The sequence below is a fragment of the Pleionea litopenaei genome (assembly GCF_031198435.1).
Lineage (GTDB): Bacteria > Pseudomonadota > Gammaproteobacteria > Enterobacterales > Kangiellaceae > Pleionea > Pleionea litopenaei.
In genome coordinates this window covers 205,874-229,094 of record NZ_CP133548.1, presented here as the reverse complement: position 1 = coordinate 229,094, position 23,221 = coordinate 205,874, and the positions used below count along the sequence as shown (strand labels likewise).

The following is a 23,221-nucleotide window of genomic DNA, read 5'->3' as shown; positions in this document are numbered from 1 at the left end:
CCTCTAATCCAATGTTTTATTAACGTCTAATATAGATCGAACAACCGATCCATCATCATCTATTTCAAATCGATAAAGCTGATGCCGAGCACCAGAAACATCCAATCCCATATCTCTTAACATATCAGGAACTCTCAATGCTTCTTCTACAGTCGGTTTGTAGTGTCCTGAGAGGTTGTCGAGCCTTCTTATTTTCCCCTGGCCATTTAACCTCATTTGACCTGCCGCTAAAACATCTTTTCCATTAGCTAATGTTGTGTGCTGAGAACCAACTACCAATCTACGATCATTTGTAATCACAAAATCCAAATCACGAGGAACAACATTCCCTTCGCCGAGTGTAACTTTTCCATTTACTACTTTTACTTCTCCAAATACTTTTCCTTTATTGCTTAGAGCTTCTCCAGGAAATTTATTTGATACCAAACTTTTCGAGCTTGGAACATTATCAACACCACCAGTTGCGCTTTCAGGTTTACGCGGCCCTTTAGAACTACCTCGTGACGGCTTAGCGCTGGACATACCTGCCGTGAACATAGCGGCGAAACCATTTGCAAAATTTTGCAGCGCTCCAATCTCATCACCCTCATCAATTGCTTGAACACCATCTAAAAGTGGCATCCATGGATTGAAAGAATTACCCGTCATAATCAAGTTTATGTCGTCTTGAGTATACTCCCAATCGGTTCCATTAGCCCAACCTTCAGGCAATTCGACCGGTTTAGTAGATTTCTTTTCATCCTTTCCATTATCTAGCGAAGCTAACTTATCAACCCATTCAGATGTACCTGGTACTAGCTCTTCTATCGGATTGCAGGACTCCGCATTGCTTTCACACTTCTTAAGGTACCCACTCGGATCCGATCCCGCTAATGGATTATTCATAATATACGAATACGGATTCATAGACTGTGAATTTCCCGGATCTTGAACAAAAGGGTCTACTGAGAGGAACCTTCCCAGATTGTAATCATACGCTCGCCCGTTCATGTGGATTAGCTGACTACCATCTAAGTGCTCGTGATCGGTAAAGCCACGTTTGTACAGGTCACTACCGATGATGGCATTAGGACTGCGCGTCAAATTACCTTCACGTGGTTTACCAAAGGGGTCAAAACTTCTGAACTGAATATTGCTTCCAGTTTCATCACTAATAGCCACAGCAGAACCTAATCGGTCTTTGTGGAAGAAACCAATTTTAAACTCAGTTGAGCCGTTCTCAATGATTTCGGTTTGCATCGCGATATCGTTGATAAACACTTTTTTCTCGGTGCGGTTTGAAGTAATCACTTCTTCATAAACCTTACCGACATAAAGCGTAGTCTCTACTTCACCGGAGGTTGTTTTAACCTGTTTGAAACGCATTTGATCAGCGCCATAGAAAAACGCTGTGGTTGACGCGCCTGTGGTATTTTGATCAAGCGGGCTTAACTTATGACCACCCGAAACGGTAATTAAAGTTGGTTTGTTAAACGCGTTATAATCGATATGACGTAATTGCGCTCCGTTTAACTTATCATTTTCTAAATTGCCGTTTAAGTCATATTCGTAGGTACGAGTACCCGCTGAATTGGCTAATGTCACACTCAATACTGCATTTGGCCCAGCATTCCCCTCACTACGAGATCCATTACCATAACTCATTCCATTGACGGTACTAAAATCAGATTTAGTTTTCAGGTTTCCGACCTTATCGTAGTCATAATCAATAGTTTGTCGAGGAGTGCCATCAACTATCAGTGCAGAACTTTTTAGACGGTGCAATGCATCGTTATCATACTCTTCAACGCTAATCGAGGTAGAGGTACCTAAAAAGTTACTGACTTGGAGCTTAGTTAGATCTCCATAATTATTATAGTCATAGTCGAATGCTTGATAATCGCTGTTACCATCACCACTACTCAACTTACTCGCTAACATCTGGCCACTTGCTTCATAATAACTGCGCTCAACTTTTAAGTTGTCTCCAGCCATTTTTGCAGAACTCCATTGCCCCCAAGCATCCATAGAAGTAATTTCTTGGTAAACATAATCATTGGCGGCGTTCTTAACTTTAGTCAAATAACCCAAGTCGTTATATCGATATTCAACCGTTAGCCCATTCGGGTAAGTGATCCCTTTTGCTCGTCCAAAGTAGCTGTCTAAATGAGTGGTTGTGATATATGTTTGCCCATCAATTATTTGGCTACTGCTAGTCGCTCGACAAAGCTCATCGTAACCAATGGTCTTTGAATGATTATTTTCAAGCTGCTCTTCTTTGAAAAGCAAGCCAATACATTGTTCACCAGTATTTCCTTTCGGTGCAATATCGTAGACAAAACTAGCCTGTGAATTAGTCAATTCTCCTACATAACGATGCGTCAAACGGCCTAGCCTGTCGTACTCAAACGTCGTCGTTATACCTTTGGCATCGGTTTCACTATGAACTTCTCCGAACCCTGTATAAGTAAAAGTCTTTGAGCCCATATTAGGATCATCCACTCGTTTTTTCTGGCCAAGCGCATTGTATTCCGCAGTAATTGAGTGACCATTTGCATCTTGCATAACGATAGGATTACCCATGCCGTCATAAGCATAACGTGTATACGACCGAGATTGATCGTAGTCTTCTTGCATGGTTTCAATCAGTCGGCCGGCGCCATCGTAAGTTCGAGTCATCGGCGGTTTATTGTTGGTCGTTATTGTTGTTGTGTGCCCTTCATGGTAATAAGTTACTTGAAGCGATGATCCAGCTGTATCTGTTTTACGTTGAGTGAGCCGGCCTAGCGCGTCATAGCCCTCGAAACGAGTACCCATAAAATTATCTGGATTTAAACTTTCCACCGAAGGAATAGGAGTACTCGTTTTGGTTGGTACAGATTCAAACAACTTTTGACCGAGTGCATTGAAAGTTGTGAATGCAAAGATGGAAGAGTCGCCATCAAAGCCCACCGTCTCAGCTAAAATATCTCTATTTAATGCATCACGATGCGAATAAATCGTTGGGCTACCCGCCTGAAACGTCGCCACTTGGTAAACAGCATCATTAGCACAGGTTGTCCCTTTGCCAGAACCACATAAGAAGTAACGTTTATAAGCACTAGGGACACCTTGAGCGGTTGTTTCAATCATACGCCCAAAAGCATCGTATTCAATTGTACTAACATTGCCATTCAAATCGATTGTCGATATAACCTGTCCATGCTCTGGAGCTGTTTCAGAGTAAGATATATGGAGCACATTGCTCGCGTCATCTGACTTACTTTCTACTTCGTCAACAAAATAAAAGTCATCGCTGTATCGAGAATAGACTATTCGATCAGTCTCACCAATCGAGCTTGTCGTCACTTGAATTGGCAATCCATAAGCATTGTAATCAGTATCAACAACGACTGACTTTCCCTCTCCTAATACAACTTCCGTTGTAACTTCATCTTGACGACGGCTTTGAGGATCGTAAGTAAATCGAGTTCGCAAAATAGTTTTCGAGTCTAACGTTGCATCATAGACAGTATTGGCGCTCGTGTTTGTTAACGCCTCGGTAGTTACCGTTGTATTTTCAAGCTTATTAACCCACCAATCCGCTTCATCAGCAGCCAAATAAGAGTTAACGATTGTTTTCTCAATCTCACCAAACTTTGTATCAACCCATTCATTTGTAGAAATTATATTTCCAAATCTAGCATCGACGTCTACTTCTTCAATGGTTGTAATTGACTTAGATAATTCATAGTTTGAATTGAGCAAATCAAAAGATTGCTTGGTGACCTTATGCGGCACAACCCAATAGGTATTTAGGTTTATCGTATTTAATTCCAAATATTGGTCAATCTGGGTACGACTTAACAAACCTGAACTGCACGGCTGCAGCTCATTGGTTGCGAGACACGTACGAACCTCTTCAATTTTTCCGGCTATAGGGAAAACCTGATGAAAATCCGAAACCGATCGAGTGTAAGTCAAAGTACCTAACTCATCGATACCAGTGGGCGAGTCAACGATAACACTTCTAAACCCTTGAAAGCCACGGCCTTCACGATTGTAAATCGCTTCGCGGTAATAGTATTGGTTGGCAATGAGTCCCTGCTGACCATTAGACTGACGGAATTCATGAACTAACGGCATACTTGAAGTAAAGTAAAGATAATTACGACTCAGACCATTAGTGTACCTATTCTCTTTTTCAACCAGTGATGGCACTTCATAAAATGGTAGGTCGGCAACTAATGACTGTGTCGACATAGGATAAATGACCCACTCAGCGACCCTACCTAATCCATCTTCGACCCGATAAAGAGTATCGTTATGGCGCCCTTGAATCACTGACTGATTGCGATTGACGACCAGTTCAGATGTTACATTTGCATTGTTATGCGACACCGATAAAGCAACACCAGTAAAGTCACCACCCACATTCACATTATTTGTTGAAGCATAGCTATCTAATACTCTTGAAACAGCATCTAAATAGCCATCGTTATCAACATCTTCAAAACGTAATGATTCATAAACGCTGCCCTCCAAAAAACCTACATCAGCCAAAGGAGCTTTTACGAAGTCTGCTTGAGAACGCTCTAGGTTGAACTGGTCGTTCTCATATTTAAAATCGAGTAGAGTCCAGTTGAAGCGACGCAGATCGTAATGCCCTAAGTTTAACGAAATTTGAGGAGCACCTTGACCTGAATTCGCATGCATTGCCGCTTGAATTTGATCATTACACGACTGAACATCAACCGGTTCACCTTCATAGGTATTAGTCGTCCAATTAAATCGATGTCCAGAGAAAGTTAAACAAACATCATCATCACTACCGGTAACAACAAGCAACTCTTCTTTGCCATCTGAATCTAAATCAACGGCTTTAACCCCACCAAACTTGGCTTGAGTTTTATAAGCACCATTATCGCCAGTTCCAACTGTCCAACGATGCAAACCAATATTAGATCCTAACGGTTGCGCACTAGCAAAGGTTCGATCACCTTTATTTAATTGCACTGTCCAAGCGAAGTTTGAAGAAGAAGTACCTGTTGCTCTTACATAATCTTTTAATCCATCACCATTAATATCAGCAAATAGGTATTGGTTTTGATGTTGGTTAGCTGGCAAGTTCATCTGCGCAGCGGTCAGTCGAACTACATCGATGGTCCCATCGCCTTGCAACTCGTTGAACGCAACATTTAACTCTGTCACGCCATCAGCACTGTTGTAGGATAAAACTAAGTCAGGTAATCCATCACCGTCTAAATCCATAAGGGATGAAGATTCAAAATAGAATTGATACTCAGCGCGTCTATCGCGTAAATCAATTAAATCGTATGGGCCACTGAACGAAGGTGTCGCCGCGTCAACTTTATCGTTCAAATAATACCAAGCTACTCGACCTTGAGTCATTCGAATAATATCGGCATAACCATCTGCATTAATATCGGTTACATAAGTATCGCCTACCGAGCCGGGAATATAACCCGCTACATTAGTGTGGCCGAAATTATATACTTGAGCTTGAAAGTTCTCATCAAGCTCCATGTACTGCATACGATTAATGTCATTGTTGTAGAATAGAAAATCGGTAATTCCATTACTGTTTAAGTCGCCATCTAGAGACCGGTATATTCGATGATCTGCATTCCCATTGACTAATTGGTACTCACCTGACGTTCCCGATGCTTTATAAATCTCAACAGACTGTACAGAATATGGATATGCGCTACGATCTATGCGAGTGACTATCAACTCTGAAACGCCATCACCATCGAGATCTTTAAATCGAAAGCCATCGTCATCGGCCAGGTTTTCTACGATATTACTTGGCAACAAACTTTAATATCATTTGTAGTTGATAAACCAACGGTTTGATTAAAGTGACTAAAGTGGGTCGAAGGCAAACATGTTTCAATGGCGTCTTCAACACCACATTCGGTAACGGTATTTAATAAAGAGCGTTTAGATGCCGCACTTTCTTCGTAACCTAAACGATACTCTCGGACCTTTTGCGTATCATTCACAAAGGTTTTAATTTTCGCTAGGCGCTTAGTTCGCTTAGAGTATTCACCAGCTTGATAACTAATACTTTGATCACTAGGTAACGCTGTTTCATATTCAAACTCGACAACACGATTACCAAGTACGGTGCTTTCACCCGTATAATTAATTCGCGATAATAAGAACTCACCGGTTGAAGGTTTTGAGTAAGTATAAATTATCGAATTTTTCATCAAAGAACGATCTTCTGAGCGACTGATCGCCCATGCATAAGTATCGCTACCAGACCGATTATGCCGCGAAGTACCGCCAAGACCGTAATAATCTACTTGGCCGTTCTTGTTATAAACCGTAAAGCTGACGGTGCCAGAGCCTAAGTTGCCAAGCTGAACGATTTTAGCAAACGAATCCATTTCAGTACGATATTCAGCTCCGCTTTTTCCATACTGAGTACCATTTACAACTACTAATCGCTGGCCATTCAAACAAAGCTTGTCGAAGAGGTCTAAACCGCGCACACTGAGATTTGCACCGTCATTCGCAGCTGTTTGTGCACACCGATGAATGCTACTGCCCGCACTAAGTGACCAACCCACACCCGCAATACCGTTACCCGAACGAGATGAATAATTTAACGATACGCTTGGCTGCATACCCGCTCGACCCGGAGGCAATGCAATCGGAATGGTATACGTGGCGGCACCACCCGATACGCCTGCTTGCCCTTCAACAGCACCAACAATATCTGAGTCAGGAACATAAATTAATGAGGCTTGAGCATCAGGGACACCGGAACTTTTATGCGCGAAGTCAGGGCGTGATGCATTGTTTGGATCGTATTCAATTGCAACACTTACAATGGTGCCACCACTGCCAAAAAAGGCAGAGTTATCCGGTAGAGACGCACTGTTCGATTCTAATTGAATATCGTCACGACCATCACCGTTTAGATCATCAATCACAAACTCATAGGCCACAGCCGACCAATCAATGCCTTGATAACCATTGGCCAACGTTTGGTTTAAACTGCCATCACTGTCTAACACATAAGATGTTGAACCGGCGGTTAACCCTTGTAAAATAATTTCATCAAATCCATCACCATCAAAGTCACCAAAGTGAAGTTGATAACTGTCTGGGTTAGCATCAAAATCGAAACTGGTAAAACTCGCATTTTTACTGGCGTCCCAAGAAACGATCGCATTACGAGGATCTTTTAAAATAACTATCGGTGTGACTATTTCACCGTGCAACAAGACGATGTCTTGACGACCTAATAACAACAACTCATCGCCTGGGGAAGACGTTAAGTTCGCAGCAAACGCTTTATAGTATTCATCGCTCCAATCTTCGATTGCAGTGATTTGAGGATGTTGGCCGACCCAATATTTATGAATCGCTGGGTCCAAAGTTTCATTAATGTTTTTAGGCATTAACCCCGTATCAGATGACTTCAACTTTGGCTGCACAAATAGATCAAGATCACCATCACCATCGAAGTCACCTTCGACCGTAAAATGCGTATTTTGATCATAGTTAAAAAGCGGCGTATACGCCTCAGCTTGCAAGACGACGGCCGACAAAAGACCTGCAGCAATCATTGAAGTTCTAACGGACATGCTTAAATTCCCCAAAAAACTTAATTCCTAAATGTTGAGCCTCACTAAAGAGATCTCAACTTAAAAATGCATAATTTCAGCTACCCAGATGGCAGCTTTAATTCGACTAATTTTTATATACAAGAAAATAACGTAACGTGGCTGAAACATCTTGATCGACACAACTATCTTCAATAAAGAATCCGACACGCTTGTCGGCACTCATAGCCATCATCAATCCCGACATGTATTCCTTCGCCATGGGTCGTTCCATATTAAAAGACATATAGTCGCCATTTTCGCCATGACAAGCCGGAGCATGTTTCACTCCCCCTTCAGGGTATACATAAATTCTATTTTTATTCGTTCCTTCAACGAATAATATTCTATCAATTTTCGCGATAAAGTTAGCAGCGTTGACTCCGCAAGTTACTAAACATAGTAAAGCCAAAACACTTACTCTCTTAAAAAGACTATTCATGATTTTCTCAATTTACATCAATAAAAATTAAACGATTACTGATAGACAACGGTATTTATCAACTTAGGATAACTACTAGAACACTCAGTATCATGTATTTTCAAAGTCACTCGTTTATTAGCTGCAAACGCTGCTAATATCAATGAGTACTGCATATCAAAATCAGCACTATCAAGTTTAGCCATTCTGATTAACGAGTTACTTGCACATTGCGCTGGGTTTGGAATTGTATCCGCCGTTTTTAAGTAAATCCCAACTACATCGGTCGAAGTAAAACCACGCAACATAGAAATCGTGGTCACTGGAGTATCCGCTGCAAACAATGGAGCAGAGAAAAGAAATATTATTGTCAAAGCTAATTTATACATACAAATCACATCCTGAATTTCTAAAAAATAAACAATCACTCAATTAAAATTATGTTTGCGTCTTCCATATCCGCCCAGCGGGTACATTGATTGCTGCCATTTACAGTAATCATTTTCCCTGAAGCTTGTGCAGCTAACAACGCACTCAACTGCGCTTTTCCAGCGTTAGAGTTTTCATCTTTAATAGACCAATTAGTGCTTGTCGAACACGCAGGCTTATCTACTGAAGTACCATCAATTCGAAAATAAATTAGTCCGTCAGATGCTCGAATTCTGATCCAATCAACTTTCCCTTTCACAACGCCTGCAACGACTTGCCCTGCAAGACTGAGTAAAACGATAAGAAGTATTTTTTTCATAAGATTTTCAAAAATTCTATGATGAAACTTGTAAGCCCAATACATAGCACATCACCGTGCTTTGTTCTGGGTCAGTTAAAATGCGAACCTTGCGTTTCATTGCGCTCGCCGCCAATATCATTGAAATGGTTTGTTTAGCGTTTGGATTTCGCTCAGAATCAATGGTGTAATATGCTTTCTCATTAGGGCATCTTTCGCCTTCTAAATGGACGTATAAAGAGTCAGCTTTCGTATAGGTATAAAACATCCCTACTTCGCGCCATTCTGTCCACTTTTGAGCAGCACTGATCGACCCCATAAATCCAATAATCATGACTAGAATAACGTTACGCATCAATAAATCTCTCCAAATAACCCTTTCATGTTCACATATTTAATCTAATTAGCTTCTGATTTCAGACGACAATATTGAACGTGTTTTAGTATAAATACACAGACTGTATGCGACACATATTCCAACCCGATGTTGCAGTCGTATAGTTGTACAAAACTCGAACTTGTCGCTTCCCTGCTTGAGCAGCTAGAAAAGTACTCAGTACATTTTTCAAATTCTCAGGCGTCGTCTGCTCTATATATCCAGCACGATTGTTGTAGCAACCAGGCATACTATTTGGCGACAAAGATATGAACACTGATCCCCCAACGGTTGTGTAAATAAAGTCAACCTCGGCTAATTCTCCGGTTGCATCGACAGCATTGACTGTTTTCGGTAAGACTAAACTGACTATCAAAACAACTAGAACAAAATAATTTTTCATATCGAACTCTTTGCTGAATAAATTTAATTCGTTAACCAAACATCTTTAATGATTGGATAAGTGCGAGCGCCGCCCCAAAACGGAATGTTATCGCAGCCAGAAGACCAGAAGCCTATTTTTTTATTGGCCGTAAAAGCTGTTGTTACGAGAGTCACCATGGTGTCATAGCCTTGAAGATTGCTAGGTATATGCAATCGGTCAACACCGCCGCAATTATCAGGATTCTGTACCGAAGATGAGTCAACCCACACAGTGATCCCACCATCACGATGACCGTGAATCTTTAATACTTCAATACCGTGACCAAGTTGAGTGATATAACCTTGAGAAAACGAATTCGCACAAAAAACAGCCAAAGTAATGGCCATGAAAACGGATTTCATTAGCTTTCCTTAGTAAGAATTTAATCCAGAAAATTTGGCGCGAATTATTTCACACTTCATTATTCTTCAAAACAAATCTCTAGATGTAATATTCACAAATGTGACCAGGTTCATTATGTATAAATAACAAAACGAACTTAGGATAACTTTATCGATTAAATAACAAGCAAATCACCCAAACTGGATTGCACAATTGAAATCAAAATCAGATCAAGAGGACAGCTTATAAGTGTCCTTCCGTTCCCAAGTTTGGCTATTAAGCTCATCTACAAGAGACATATTCGTTCCTTTTGCAGACCTCTTAATCTGATATCTGAGTACGCCTTCATTGTATATCTATCTTATTGTTTTAATTGAATTTAAATATTTAGTTATTCGGACATTTCTTTTAGATAACGTGACATTGGGAAGATAGCTGAACAATTATTCAGCAATTTTATGGACAAGTTCTAACTTCAGTGCGGTTAGAACAGATACCCTTAGTAGGCTAAAGAGTTCGGCTTTGCGGTCGGAAGATTGTGCGAAATATAGCCGCATTTTTGAACCTCGATGTAATTTGTTGGGTTACGCTTCGCTAACCCAACCTACGTTGGCTTGGGTGATTGATCTTTAGGTAAGAGTTATATCGAACCCGTTGGTTGGGTTGATGTAAGAAACCCAATAGTTGATTTTCTCAGCGCCGGAGCCATTGAAGGTCGATGTGATAGGTTGGGCTTTGAAGTATTTTGTTGGGTTACGCTTCGCTAACCCAACCTACGTTGGCTTGGGTTGTTGATCTTTAGGTAACAGTAATATCGAACCCGTAGGTTGGGTTGATGTAAGAAACCCAATAGTTGATTTTCTGAGCGCCGGAGCGATTGAAGGTCGATGTGATTGGTTGCGCTTTGAAGTATTTTGTTGGGTTAGGCTTCGCTAACCCAACCTACGCGGGCTTAAGTTGATGATCTTTAGGTAAGAGTTATATCGAACCCGTTGGTTGGGTTGATGTAAGAAACCCAATAGTTGATTTTCTCAGCGTCGGAGCCATTGAAGGTCGATGTGATAGGTTGGGCTTTGAAGTATTTTGTTGGGTTACGCTTCGCTAACCCAACCTACGTTGGCTTGGGTTGATGATCTTTAGATAAGAGTAATATCGAACCGGTAGGTTGGGTTGATGTAAGAAACCCAACAGTTGATTTTCTGGGCGTCGAAGCAATTGAACATCGATGTGATAGGTTGGGCTTTGATGGATTTTGTTGGGTTACGCTTCGCTAACCCAACCTACGTTGGATTGGGTTGATGATCTTTAGATAAGAGTAATATCGAACCGGTAGGTTGGGTTGATGTAAGAAACCCAACATTTGATTTTCTGAGCGCCGGAGAGGTTGAAGGTCGATGTGATTGGTTGCGCTTTGATGCACTTTGTTGGGTTACGCTTTGCTAACCCAACCTACGTTGGCTTGAGTTGATGATCTTTAGATAAGAGTAATATCCAACCCGTAGGTTGGGTTGATGTAAGAAACCCAACATTAGATTTTCTGAGCGTCGGAGCGATTGAAGGTCGATGTGATAGGTTGGGCTTTGATGTGATTTGTTGGGCTACCTCTCGATAACCCAACAAACATAACTCACTAAGTCAGTCCAGCCCACATCAATTATGTTCGACTCTTTAAAAAAGTCGGTTCAAACCATTTAACGCGGCGACGCGATAGGCTTCTGCCATAGTTGGATAGTTAAAGGTGGTATTCACAAAATACTCGATGTTATTACCGCCATCTTTTTGTTGCATGATGGCTTGCCCAATATGAATAATTTCAGAAGAACGTTCACCAAAACAATGAATGCCCAAAATTTCTTTGGTTTCGCGATGAAATAAAATTTTCAAACTGCCTACCGTCGTATCGGCAATTTGACCACGCGCCAAATCTTTAAAGCGCGCACGCCCGACTTCGTAAGGCACTTGTTCTGCAGTGAGTTCTTGCTCTGTTTTTCCCACCGAGCTAATTTCAGGAATGGTGTAAATTCCCGTCGGAATATCTTCAACCAAGCGCAAGTTACAAGCTTCTTGTAAAATATTAGCCGCCGCAATTCGCCCTTGATCGAGTGCCGCACTGGCCAGACTCGGATAACCAATCACATCGCCCACTGCGTAAATGTTGTCAACCTTGGTTTGATAACAAGCATTGACTTCGAGCTGCCCTCTTCCGTTGGCTTGTAATCCAACGTTCGACAAATTGAGACGATCGGTGTTACCGGTTCGACCATTGGCAAACAACAAACAATCTGCCTTAATGATTTTGCCCGATTTTAATCGAACCACGACGCCCTCATCAGTCCCTTCAACTTGCGAGTATTCTTCATTGTTACGAATAATCACACCGTTGTTCCATAAATGGTAGCTAAGCGAATCGGTAATTTCTTTGTCTAAGAAAGATAACAGTTGATCACGCATATTCACCAAATCAACTTTCACCCCTAAACCACGAAAAATAGAAGCATACTCACAACCAATAACCCCCGCACCGTAAATAATGATATGTCGCGGATTTCGTTGCAGAGACAAAATAGTATCAGAATCGTAAATGCGCGGATGGTTAAAATCGATGTCATCAGGACGATAAGGTCGAGAGCCGGTTGCAATAACAATTTTGTCGGCGGTGATAGTATTAATGGTGCCATCGGCTTCGTTAATTACTACCGTGTGTTTGTCTTTGAAATGCGCTTCACCGTACATTAAATCAACGCGATTGCGATCGTAAAATCCCGAACGTAAATTAACCTGCTGTTTGATCACCGACTCAGTGTGTTTTAAAACATCAGAAAACGTTAGGGTACTTGGGTGCGACCATTCGTGAAACAACGGGCTTGAATTGTACTCCACCAAACGTGCCACACTGTGCCGCAATGCTTTTGAGGGAATGGTCCCCCAATGAGTGCATCCGCCGCCCACTTTTTTATATCGCTCTACCAGTGCCACGCGCTTTTTGTGCTTGGCCAGATTCATGGCTGCGCCCTCTCCCCCAGGCCCAGAACCAATGACAATTGCATCATAGTCGTAATTTGACATACTCACCTAATATCACTGTGTTGTTTATTCTTGTTATGGCTTAAAAAATAATAGTCTTATTGCTTCGCTCAATTACGTGATAGTCGTTCACTTATTCTCAATGAATCAATGGCTGAGCGATGTATCTTGGCTGTTGTGCGTTGTCTTATTATAGCTAATTTCTTTAAGACTTCTCTGCAAGACTTTAGGCTAATCTCGCCTTAAAGTCGGACAAGTTTGAGAACAAAAAAGGCATTGCAATAGCAATGCCTTTTGCGCGATTCAACTATTTCACAAGCCCGGTTCTTTATTAAGTCTTAGGAAGTGTTACGCCCGTTTGGCCTTGGTATTTACCGCCGCGATCTTTATACGAGGTTTCACAAATTTCATCTGACTCGTAGAACAACATTTGCGCTACGCCTTCGTTGGCGTAAATTTTCGCCGGAAGTGGCGTCGTGTTACTAAACTCTAGGGTCACGTGACCTTCCCACTCAGGTTCGAGCGGCGTGACATTCACAATAATGCCACAACGAGCGTAGGTTGATTTCCCCAAGCACACCGTCAGCACGCTGCGCGGAATTCGAAAATATTCAACCGTGCGCGCTAAGGCAAATGAGTTTGGCGGAATGATACAAACATCTGACTTCACATCGACAAAACTTTGCTCATCGAAAGCTTTCGGATCAACAATCGCCGAATTAATATTGGTGAAAATTTTAAATTCATCAGAACAGCGTACATCGTAGCCATAGGAAGACGTGCCATACGACACAATACGTTGCTCGTTCGCAAAACGCACTTGACCCGGCTCGAAAGGCTCAATCATCCCTTCGTTCTCGGCCATACGGCGGATCCATTTATCAGACTTAATTGACATGTCTTACCTCATGCTGTGTCACTGTCATTCGCTCTGTGCATTGTAACAACGCATCATTGATGAGCAACAAACTATTTTAACAATAAAATTAATCGTCTCGCTTACGCCAGCGTTCAATCAGTCGTTAGTGATCGATATATTGGGAAAGCTTTGACTGTAATCTTTTGCTCGAGTCGACAAACTGGCCGCAATCTTTCGAGCAATGCTTTGGTACATTTGTGCAATCGTACCATCGGGCTCAGCAACCACCGATGGCGTGCCACTGTCGGCATGGTCACGAATACTGCGCGCTAACGGCAGACTTCCCAAAAACTCAATCTTGGCGTTTTCAGCCAAACCTGCGCCACCGCCTTCACCAAAAATATGTTCCGCGTGTCCGCATTCACTGCAAATATGCACACCCATATTTTCGATGACACCCAGTACCGGTACCGAAACCTTCTCAAACATATTCATCGCTTTGACGGCATCGGCCAATGCAATGTCTTGAGGCGTGGTTACCACCACGGCTGCCGTCACGGGAACCCGCTGCGACAAGGTCAATTGAATATCGCCAGTACCGGGCGGCAAATCGACGATTAAATAATCGAGATCTTGCCATTGCGTATCATTAATCAATTGTTGAAGCGCACCACTGGCCATCGGGCCACGCCACACCATGGCTTGCTCGGGATCCACCAAATAGCCAATCGACATCGATTGCACGCCGTGACTCAGCACCGGCAAGATGCGTTTTTGATCCAGCGTTTCAGGACGCGAATCGGCTTTACCCAACATGATCGGTTGGCTAGGCCCATAAATATCGGCGTCGAGAAGCCCAACTTTGGCCCCTTCAGCCACCAAAGCAAGGGCTAAGTTCACCGAGGTTGTCGATTTGCCAACCCCGCCTTTTCCCGACGCTACGGCAATAATATTTTTAACACCCTTAAGGCTTTCAACCCCAGCTTTATGCTGATAAGCCGCCACTCGGGGTGCCCAATCAATCGCAACAGTGAGCGACAAGCTCTCTAATTGAGCGGCAATTTTTTGCGCGTAGTCGGCGTATTGCGATTGACACGGAAAGCTGGGAACCAATCGCAAAGTCGCTTGGTTGCCATCGATGTCGACGGCCTTCAGCCAACCGGCATCGACGAGATTGTTATCCAATTCTGGAATCGTAATAGCGTTTAGCTGCTGTTTTACGTCTGCTTCTGACACACTCATTGCGCGTTTGCTTTTCCTGACTGCTCATTTAAGGCTCGGGATTATAACCAAAAGATCCCCGCATTTATATGGATGGAGCGCACTGATCGATATATTTTACCCATGGCATTTGGTATAGTTCGGCGCTTTGTTGCATTTATCGAAAAATTGGCGAAAACTTCGACAGTTTTGCAGCAAATAATGAACTGAATCAAGCTGCTTGATGAGCGCGCTTCCATAAATAAGCGCCCGTCAAAGACCATCGAGCGAATCGGGTATCGGCCCCTTTTATTACCGATGACTCGATTGTCGATGACACCACTAATAATGGTCCAGCAGCAACCGGAACACACTAGGCGAACATATTAGGCTAAAACATGACCCGTAAAATTTTGGTGACCAGCGCCCTACCTTATGCCAATGGCTCAATTCATTTGGGGCATATGTTAGAGCATATTCAGACCGATATTTGGACCCGTTTTCAAAAACAACGTGGCCATCAGTGCATCAGTGTATGTGCCGACGATACGCACGGCACCCCAATTATGTTGCGCGCTCAAAAAGAAGGCGTGTCGCCAGAAGCCTTTATTGCAGCCACACGAGAAGAACATTTAGCCGACTTTCAAGATTTTTTGGTGGAGTATGACAATTATCACTCAACTCACAGTGAAGAAAACCGTGAGCTCAGTGAGCTCATTTACAATCGTTTAGATCAAGCAGGACACATAGCCAAACGGACCATCTCGCAATTGTTTGACCCTGAAAAAGCGATGTTTTTACCCGATCGCTTCGTGAAAGGCGAATGCCCCAAATGCGGATCTGACGACCAATACGGCGACAATTGCGATAACTGTGGTGCCACCTACTCGCCGACCGAACTGAAAAATCCTAAATCGGCAGTGTCTGGCGCAACCCCTGTATTGAAAGACTCTGAACATTACTTTTTTAAATTAACGGACTTTGAAGCCATGCTCAAAGAGTGGACCCGCGGCGAGCATGTACAAACGCAAATCGCTAATAAACTCGATGAATGGTTCGATGCGGGTCTTGAAGAATGGGATATTTCTCGCGATGCCCCCTACTTCGGATTCAAAATTCCGGGCACGGAAGATAAATACTTCTATGTCTGGGTCGACGCACCCATCGGATACATGGCCAGCTTTAAAAACCTATGCGACAAAACCGCAGGGTTAGAGTTCGACGAATTTTGGAAAGTCGACAGCGACGCTGAAGTACACCATTTCATTGGTAAAGACATTGTGTACTTTCACACCTTGTTTTGGCCAGCCATGCTTCATGGAGCCAACTTCCGCAAGCCGACTAAAGTGCACGCGCATGGGTTTCTAATGGTCAATGGCACCAAGATGAGTAAATCAAAAGGGACCTTTATTAAGGCGCGAACTTATCTGAAGCATTTGGATCCTGAGTACTTGCGCTACTACTTCTTAGCCAAGCTAAACAGTCGCGTCGACGACTTCGACCTCAACACCGAAGACTTTATGTCACGCGTAAACGCCGATCTGGTGAATAAGTACATCAATATTGCTAGCCGCTGCGCGAACTTCATCACCAAACGCTTTGACGGTCAGCTGTCAGACGGTATCGCCGAGCATCCGCTTATTGTTGAAGCGCAACAAGCCAGCGATGAAATTGCCAAGCTGTATGAGCAGAAAGAATTTGGCCGTGCCGTGCGTGAGATCATGAGCATTGCCGATAAAGCCAACAAATACATCGACGATGAAGAACCTTGGGTGAAAATTAAAGACGAAGCCACTCAACAAGACGTGCAGTTGGTGAGCAGTGTTGCTTTAAACGTGTTTAAAATATTAACGGTGTATTTAAAACCGGCGATTCCAATGATTGCAGCCAAAGTTGAAGCCTTTTTAAATGTGGAACCTCTCACCTGGAATGACAGTCAAACTGTGTTAGAAGGTCATTCAATCAACAAATTTAAACCCATGGTCAAACGTATTGAAGCCGAGCAAATTAACACCATGATCGAAGACTCTGTAGAACAAGCGCCCGCAGCCGAATTAGCCGACCCACTCAAGCCTGAAATCAGCTTTGATGACTTTGATAAAATCGACTTGCGAATTGCGAAAATAATCAGCGCAGAACACGTTGAAGGCGCCGATAAACTACTGAAATTACAATTGGATCTCGGTGGCGTTACCAAGCAGGTTTTTGCGGGCATCAAAAGCGCTTATTCGCCAGAACAGCTCGAAGGAAAACTGACGGTCATGGTGGCGAATTTAGCCCCCCGCAAAATGCGCTTTGGCATGTCAGAGGGCATGGTATTAGCGGCAGGACCTGGCGGCAAAGATTTATGGATACTCAACCCGGACGATGGAGCGGAACCCGGAATGCGCGTCAAATAAACCATTAATCAGCGAGACGTAAAATAATGACAAGCGAACCTTTTGCTCTATACAGCACCACCTGGTGGGCCTACATTGGCTGCGGTGTGGTGTTTTTGTTGTTGGTCTGGTGGAAAGTAAGGCATTGGAACTACTATTTTCAAACCGGGCTGTTGTCATTAATCGCTGCCGGCGCGTTTGCTTACACCCAAGTTCCTGAAGCAGAAACCATGGCTCCCGCCACCATTGCTTTTATTTTAGAGCTTGAAAACGAAGGCAGTGAAGGCGAAATTGCGATGCTTACACATTTAGCGGTTGTTTGGCTGATTTTGTATTCGCTGCTGATTGGTGTTCGATTTGGGTGGCAAAAATGGCGCGCACAGCAATCAAAAGACCACGCCTCTCGAGAAGAGCCAGAAATTTCCTGATCCCAATCAATAACCTACCGCTCTAACGAGCAAAAGGCTCGGCATTTATTTGCAAAATACCTTATAATTCGGCCAGTTATCGAACTGGCCGAAGTAGCAACCTCTCTTGCTGCAACTCAGGCAGCAAGTCAGGCAGCAACGAAATACAGTATAAGATGAGCTTGTTTGCCATCTAAAAGCCGAAATGGTCAGATTGATTGTTAAATGACTTAAACGAATGCGCATGCGCACTGAAACAAATAACCGGCGAATAGCGAGTGACTGAATACCTTTTATTACTCGTCAGCACAGTGTTGGTCAACAATTTCGTGTTGGTGAAATTCTTAGGCTTATGCCCTTTTATGGGCGTATCGAGCAAAGTCGAAACGGCCGTTGGAATGTCGTTTGCGACGACTTTTGTGTTGACGTTAGCGTCGGCGTGCAGCTATTTGGTCAATACTTACTTGCTCGCACCACTCGAACTAGAGTATCTACGCACCCTGTGCTTTATCTTAGTCATAGCCGTGGTGGTTCAATTTACTGAAATGATCATTCACAAAACCAGTCCGGTGTTGTATCGCGTGTTAGGTATATTTCTGCCCTTAATCACCACGAACTGCGCGGTGCTTGGCGTTGCCTTACTCAATGTCAATGAACAACACAACTTTGTCGAATCCATTATTTATGGGTTTGGCGCTGCCGTGGGTTTTTCTCTGGTGCTGGTGCTCTTCTCTGCGATGCGTGAGCGCATTCACGTTGCCGATGTACCAAAGCCCTTTCAGGGCGCTGCCATCGCCATGATCACAGCGGGCATGATGTCATTGGCTTTTATGGGATTCAGCGGGTTAGTTAAATTAGCATGAGCACCTTTACCGCCGTTCTTATTCTGGTTGTGTTGGCCGCCATTTTTGGCGCGCTGCTTGGCTATGCAGCGATTCGTTTTAAAGTCGAGTCGGATCCCATCGTCGAGCAGATCGACAACATTTTGCCACAGACCCAATGTGGGCAATGTGGATACCCAGGCTGTCGCCCTTACGCTGAAGCCATTGCCAACGGTGATGATATCAACAAATGCCCCCCAGGCGGCGACAGTGGTGTCAAAGCGCTTGCCGAACTGTTAGGTCGAGAAGTCCAAGAGCTAGCTGGCGAACCCGAACCGAATATTGAAACCGTTGCGGTGATTCGTGAAGACGAATGCATTGGCTGCACTAAGTGTATTCAGGCCTGTCCGGTGGATGCCATAGTTGGTGCAGCCAAACAAATGCACACGGTGATTGCGTGTGAATGCACTGGTTGCGATTTGTGCGTCCCGCCTTGTCCGGTCGATTGTATTGATATGGTGCCGGTCGAAAAGAATTTAAAGCAATGGCACTGGCCAAACCCGAGCGCCACTGAGACAACGCAAACTCAGCAACGCATCGATGTGGTTGAGGTCTCTTAGCTATGAGTCAAACAGTTAACCAAGTCGGCCCGACGACGTCGGAAAAGCGCACCGATAAAAAAGCGGTACGCTACGATACGCCCTATCGTTTTCATGGTGGAATACACCCTGACGAGCATAAAACACTATCTAACCAACAGCCGATTAAAGAACTGACACCACCACCGCAAGTGTCGATCTATTTAGGCCAACACAGCGGACAACCTGCCACGCCTTTGGTTAAAGCGGGAGATTATGTTAAGCGCGGGCAACTCATCGGTGCCGCGCAAGGGAGCTTATCGGCCAACATTCATGCCTCGGTTAGCGGTGTGGTGCAGGCAGTGGAAGAGCGTCCTGTTGCCCATGCCTCAGGCATGCGCGACTGGTGCGTTGTGATCGACAATGATGGCAAAGACGACACCGATCGACTCGACATTATCGAGCAGCCTCTAACACAAAATCGCCAACGGTTGCTCGACCGCATTTTTGATGCAGGAATTGTCGGAATGGGTGGCGCCGGTTTTCCCAGTCACATTAAATTAATGCCAACAGTGAATCATTTGATCATCAACGCCGCAGAGTGCGAGCCTTACATCACCTGTGATGATCGATTGATGCAAGATTATGCCGACGAGTTAATCGCCAGTATTCACTTGTTGCAATACTTAGTTGGCGCGCAACAGGTGACCATTGGCATCGAAGATAACAAGCCACAAGCCATCCAAGCGCTTGAAACCAGTATTCTGAAAACGTCTGAAGAAACCACCGGTCAGAAAGACTTATCTAGCATTCAAATTTGTGTGGTGCCGACTAAATACCCCAGTGGGGGCGAAAAACAGTTAATTGAATTAGTCACCGGAAAGCAAGTACCGTCGCGTCAACTGCCATTGAGTTTGGGCATTATTCTGCATAATGTCGCCACAGCACTGGCAATTTATCGAGCAGTTACGCAAGGAGAGGCATTAACCTCACGAGTCATGACCATTACCGGAAACGGCGCGCAACAACCAGGCAATTACTGGACCCGTATCGGCACGCCGTTTGAATGGATTCTAGAGCAACAACAAGTCCCTCAAGAAAGTATCAGTCAAATGATTATGGGCGGGCCAATGATGGGCTTTGCCCTCCCCGACTTTCGAGCAGGTACGCTCAAATCGACTAACTGCGTGATCGTATCGGCCGCCGACGAATTACAACCGGCACAAAACAGTCTTGCTTGTATTCGATGCAGTTTATGTGCAGAAGCATGCCCGGCCAGCCTATTGCCCCAGCAACTCTATTGGTTTGCAAAAAGCGAAAACCTCGCCAAAGCCGAAGAGTATCAGTTGTTCGATTGCATTGAATGCGGCGCTTGCTCTTATGTCTGTCCAAGTGAAATCCCACTGGTTCAGTACTATCGTTTTGCTAAGGCCGAAATTATTCAAAAAAGTGAAGAAAAAGCGCGCTCTGCCCATGCCAAAAAGCGCCATGAATTGCGTGAGCTAAGACTAGAGCGAGAAAAAGCAGAACGCGCAGAGAAACATCGCAAGGCCGCAGAAGCCCGTAAAAAAGCCGCTGCCGACAAAGGCGTTGGCGATGAGAAAAAGGCCACCATTGCCGATGCCGTGGCTCGAGCGAAAGCGCGCAAACAACAGCAGGAGTCGTCCAATTGAGACACTTGACCTCGCCATTCACGCGCAACCGTAATTCAGTCCAGTGGGTCATGCAGCAGGTGGTGCTCGCCACGGTTCCCGGAGCCGCGGTTCTGTTTTACTTTTTCGGTTGGGGCGTTATTTTTAATTTAGTCACTTGCGTCGCGGTTTGTTTATTCACTGAAGCGGCGATTTTTAGATTGCGTCGACGCCCATGGCATCAAGGCTTACACGATTACTCAGCTCTAGTAACCGCTATTTTATTAGGTCTCGCACTGCCACCATTGGCACCTTGGTGGATCCCCGTTATTGGCAGTTTGTTTGCGATTATTTTTGCCAAACACCTGTACGGAGGCTTGGGCTACAATCCGTTTAATCCTGCGATGGCCGGTTACGTTTTACTCCTGATTTCATTTCCATTATCAATGACCACTTGGTTACCCCCTGCGAGTCTCGCGACGCAAGTGCCGAACTTCGCTGAATCTTGGTGGTTGTTCTTTTCGGGCAGTGATGGGCAAGGCCACACGCTCACTTGGTACCTTGCGAATATTGATGGATTTGCCATGGCGACGCCACTCGATGAGCTCAAGACAGGCCTGGGCATGGGCTACCGGCAACCAGAAATACTGCAAGCGAGCATTTTTGCAGGTTATGTTAATCAAGGTTGGCAATGGGTCAATGTGGCATTTTTAATCGGCGGACTCTACTTGCTTTTCCGTAACATTATTCAATGGCATATTCCCATTGGCATGCTGGGTGCCATGCTGGTGTTATCCAGCGTTTTATATTGGATCGATCCCGACCAGCACATAGCGGCCTCTATTCATCTTTTCAGTGGCGCAACAATGCTTGGGGCTTTTTTTATTGCAACGGATCCGGTGAGTGCTGCGACAACTCCTAAAGGTCGAATTGTATTTGGCGCAGGCGTTGGCTGCTTGGTGGTGCTGATTCGAAATTTTGGTGGCTACCCAGATGCGGTCGCCTTTGCCGTTTTATTAATGAATATGAGTGCGCCCTTAATTGATCACTATACTCGGCCCACCGTGTATGGTGCCAAGGAGGTCGAATAATGTTATTTCAATCGATCTCACGCAATGCGTTAATACTGGGCGCCTTTGCTTTGTTATCCATCGGACTCATCGCCGTTTTTCACCATTTAACCAAAGACAAAATCAAAGCGGAAATGCAAGCAAAACTGGCGCGAACCCTAAACGAACTTGTCGCTGCCAGCGAATACAACAACGATGTCTACCACGACTGCGCAATCATTGACTCCAACGGTGTACTCCACCCCAGCGAAAGCAGCAAGGTGTATCGAATGACCAACAATGGTCAGCCAGTTGCGCTGGTCTTTACCGTCACCGCACCCGACGGCTATAACGGTAAAATAAATTTGATCATGGCGGTTAGACCAAACGGACAACTCGCTGGCGTACGCACATTGAGCCACAACGAAACACCGGGGCTGGGTGATAAAATTGACACGCAAAAGTCTGATTGGATCAAACAATTTTCCGGCTTATCACTCGACCAACCGCCAGTCGAGCAATGGAAAGTAAAGCAAGACGGAGGTGTGTTTGATGCATTTACTGGCGCAACCATTACCCCGAGAGCGGTCGTTCGTGCACTGGCGCGTGGGCTTGAGTTTGCTAACTCGCATGCGCTAGACATTCATCAGGCCAGCAATGCCTGTGGAGCAAGCAATGAGTAACTACAATTATCGTCAAATTAGCGAAGAGGGATTGTGGCGCAATAATCCTGCTCTGGTTCAATTACTGGGGCTTTGCCCTTTGCTCGCCGTTAGCAATACCTTAATCAATGGCTTGGGTCTTGGCATCGCGACCACCATGGTGTTGGTTGGCTCCAACCTTTCGGTTTCGTTGGTTCGCCACTGGATACCTAAAGAAATTCGAATCCCGGTGTTTGTCATGATGATCGCCTCCTTCGTCACCAACACTCAATTACTTATGAATGCCTTTACTTATGAGCTCTACTTAATTCTTGGCATTTTTATTCCATTGATTGTGACCAACTGCACCATCATCGGTCGTGCAGAAGCCTTTGCTTCAAAAAACCCGATGTTTCCATCAGCCATCGATGGACTGATGCAAGGCATCGGATTCTCAACCGTGTTAGTACTGCTCGGCGCAATGCGAGAACTGCTTGGCCAAGGCACTTTGTTTTACGGAGCCGAACAATTGCTCGGCTCGTGGGCTAGTGCGCTGACCATTAAAGTGTTCGAGGTTGACCAGGCATTTTTATTCGCGCTGCTGCCACCTGGAGCGTTTTTTGCGTTAGCGCTTATGATTGCTGGTAAAAACTACATTGACCAAAAAAATCAACAAAAAGCCGAGGTTTCGCAACCAGAAGTCGCCATTTCGGGTACTTTAACCAACGAATAATACTAGACAAAA

At 44.3% G+C, this 23,221-nt stretch carries 19 protein-coding genes; 8 read left to right on the top strand and 11 right to left on the bottom strand.

From position 1 onward, the window contains the following. Positions 1 to 3: 3 nt before the first annotated feature. From Q9312_RS00905 to apbC, 11 genes are all read right to left on the bottom strand, one after another. A complete protein-coding gene (locus tag Q9312_RS00905; RefSeq protein ID WP_309202647.1) occupies positions 4 to 5,793 on the bottom strand; it encodes an RHS repeat-associated core domain-containing protein in 5,790 nt (1,929 codons plus the stop codon). Next, positions 5,775 to 7,580 carry a SpvB/TcaC N-terminal domain-containing protein gene (locus Q9312_RS00900; RefSeq protein WP_309202646.1) on the bottom strand — a complete coding sequence of 602 codons (1,806 nt, stop codon included), beginning with the start codon at positions 7,578 to 7,580 and terminating at the stop codon, positions 5,775 to 5,777. Before Q9312_RS00900 ends, Q9312_RS00905 begins: the two co-directional genes overlap by 19 nt. Positions 7,581 to 7,686: 106 nt before the next feature. Next, the gene (locus Q9312_RS00895) at positions 7,687 to 8,040 is read right to left on the bottom strand and encodes a hypothetical protein (protein ID WP_309202645.1); all 354 of its coding nucleotides are present in this window, start codon (positions 8,038 to 8,040) and stop codon (positions 7,687 to 7,689) included. Positions 8,041 to 8,075: 35 nt separating this feature from the next. Continuing rightward, entirely contained in the window at positions 8,076 to 8,408 is a 333-nt protein-coding gene (locus tag Q9312_RS00890) for a hypothetical protein (RefSeq protein WP_309202644.1), read from the bottom strand. A 35-nt stretch (positions 8,409 to 8,443) separates the two neighbouring features. Next, positions 8,444 to 8,767, bottom strand: coding sequence for a hypothetical protein (locus tag Q9312_RS00885; protein ID WP_309202643.1), 324 nt, complete (start codon positions 8,765 to 8,767; stop codon positions 8,444 to 8,446). A gap of 16 nt (positions 8,768 to 8,783) precedes the next feature. After that, positions 8,784 to 9,101 (bottom strand): hypothetical protein, encoded by a 318-nt coding sequence (locus Q9312_RS00880; protein ID WP_309202642.1) that lies wholly within the window; start codon positions 9,099 to 9,101, stop codon positions 8,784 to 8,786. Positions 9,102 to 9,186: 85 nt separating this feature from the next. Beyond that, positions 9,187 to 9,525: a hypothetical protein gene (locus Q9312_RS00875; RefSeq protein WP_309202641.1), complete on the bottom strand. Its 339-nt coding sequence runs from the start codon at positions 9,523 to 9,525 to the stop codon at positions 9,187 to 9,189. Positions 9,526 to 9,548: 23 nt separating this feature from the next. Beyond that, positions 9,549 to 9,908 carry a hypothetical protein gene (locus Q9312_RS00870; protein ID WP_309202640.1) on the bottom strand — a complete coding sequence of 120 codons (360 nt, stop codon included), beginning with the start codon at positions 9,906 to 9,908 and terminating at the stop codon, positions 9,549 to 9,551. A 1,648-nt stretch (positions 9,909 to 11,556) separates the two neighbouring features. Beyond that, the gene (gene sthA / locus Q9312_RS00865; RefSeq protein WP_309202639.1) at positions 11,557 to 12,954 is read right to left on the bottom strand and encodes a Si-specific NAD(P)(+) transhydrogenase; all 1,398 of its coding nucleotides are present in this window, start codon (positions 12,952 to 12,954) and stop codon (positions 11,557 to 11,559) included. 289 nt (positions 12,955 to 13,243) lie between these two features. Continuing rightward, a complete protein-coding gene (gene dcd / locus Q9312_RS00860; RefSeq protein WP_309202638.1) occupies positions 13,244 to 13,810 on the bottom strand; it encodes a dCTP deaminase in 567 nt (188 codons plus the stop codon). Positions 13,811 to 13,927: 117 nt separating this feature from the next. After that, a complete protein-coding gene (gene apbC / locus Q9312_RS00855) occupies positions 13,928 to 15,013 on the bottom strand; it encodes an iron-sulfur cluster carrier protein ApbC (protein WP_309202637.1) in 1,086 nt (361 codons plus the stop codon). Between the two features lie 356 nt (positions 15,014 to 15,369). Between apbC and metG the strand changes: the two genes are divergently transcribed. From metG to Q9312_RS00815, 8 genes are all read left to right on the top strand, one after another. Continuing rightward, positions 15,370 to 17,370, top strand: coding sequence for a methionine--tRNA ligase (gene metG / locus Q9312_RS00850; RefSeq protein ID WP_309202636.1), 2,001 nt, complete (start codon positions 15,370 to 15,372; stop codon positions 17,368 to 17,370). A 26-nt stretch (positions 17,371 to 17,396) separates the two neighbouring features. Continuing rightward, a complete protein-coding gene (locus Q9312_RS00845) occupies positions 17,397 to 17,777 on the top strand; it encodes a hypothetical protein (protein ID WP_309202635.1) in 381 nt (126 codons plus the stop codon). Between the two features lie 257 nt (positions 17,778 to 18,034). Next, on the top strand, positions 18,035 to 18,619 hold the full coding sequence (gene rsxA / locus Q9312_RS00840; protein WP_309202634.1) for an electron transport complex subunit RsxA: 585 nt from the start codon (positions 18,035 to 18,037) through the stop codon (positions 18,617 to 18,619). Continuing rightward, entirely contained in the window at positions 18,616 to 19,197 is a 582-nt protein-coding gene (gene rsxB / locus Q9312_RS00835) for an electron transport complex subunit RsxB (protein ID WP_309202633.1), read from the top strand. Before rsxA ends, rsxB begins: the two co-directional genes overlap by 4 nt. Before the next feature lie 2 nt (positions 19,198 to 19,199). Beyond that, positions 19,200 to 20,828, top strand: a complete 1,629-nt coding sequence (rsxC, locus tag Q9312_RS00830; protein ID WP_309202632.1) for an electron transport complex subunit RsxC — start codon at positions 19,200 to 19,202, stop codon at positions 20,826 to 20,828. Further along, the gene (gene rsxD, locus Q9312_RS00825; protein WP_309202631.1) at positions 20,825 to 21,877 is read left to right on the top strand and encodes an electron transport complex subunit RsxD; all 1,053 of its coding nucleotides are present in this window, start codon (positions 20,825 to 20,827) and stop codon (positions 21,875 to 21,877) included. Before rsxC ends, rsxD begins: the two co-directional genes overlap by 4 nt. Continuing rightward, on the top strand, positions 21,877 to 22,518 hold the full coding sequence (gene rsxG, locus Q9312_RS00820) for an electron transport complex subunit RsxG (RefSeq protein ID WP_309202630.1): 642 nt from the start codon (positions 21,877 to 21,879) through the stop codon (positions 22,516 to 22,518). The genes rsxD and rsxG overlap by 1 nt, the downstream gene beginning before the upstream one ends. Continuing rightward, entirely contained in the window at positions 22,511 to 23,209 is a 699-nt protein-coding gene (locus Q9312_RS00815; RefSeq protein ID WP_309202629.1) for an electron transport complex subunit E, read from the top strand. The genes rsxG and Q9312_RS00815 overlap by 8 nt, the downstream gene beginning before the upstream one ends. Positions 23,210 to 23,221: the final 12 nt, after the last annotated feature.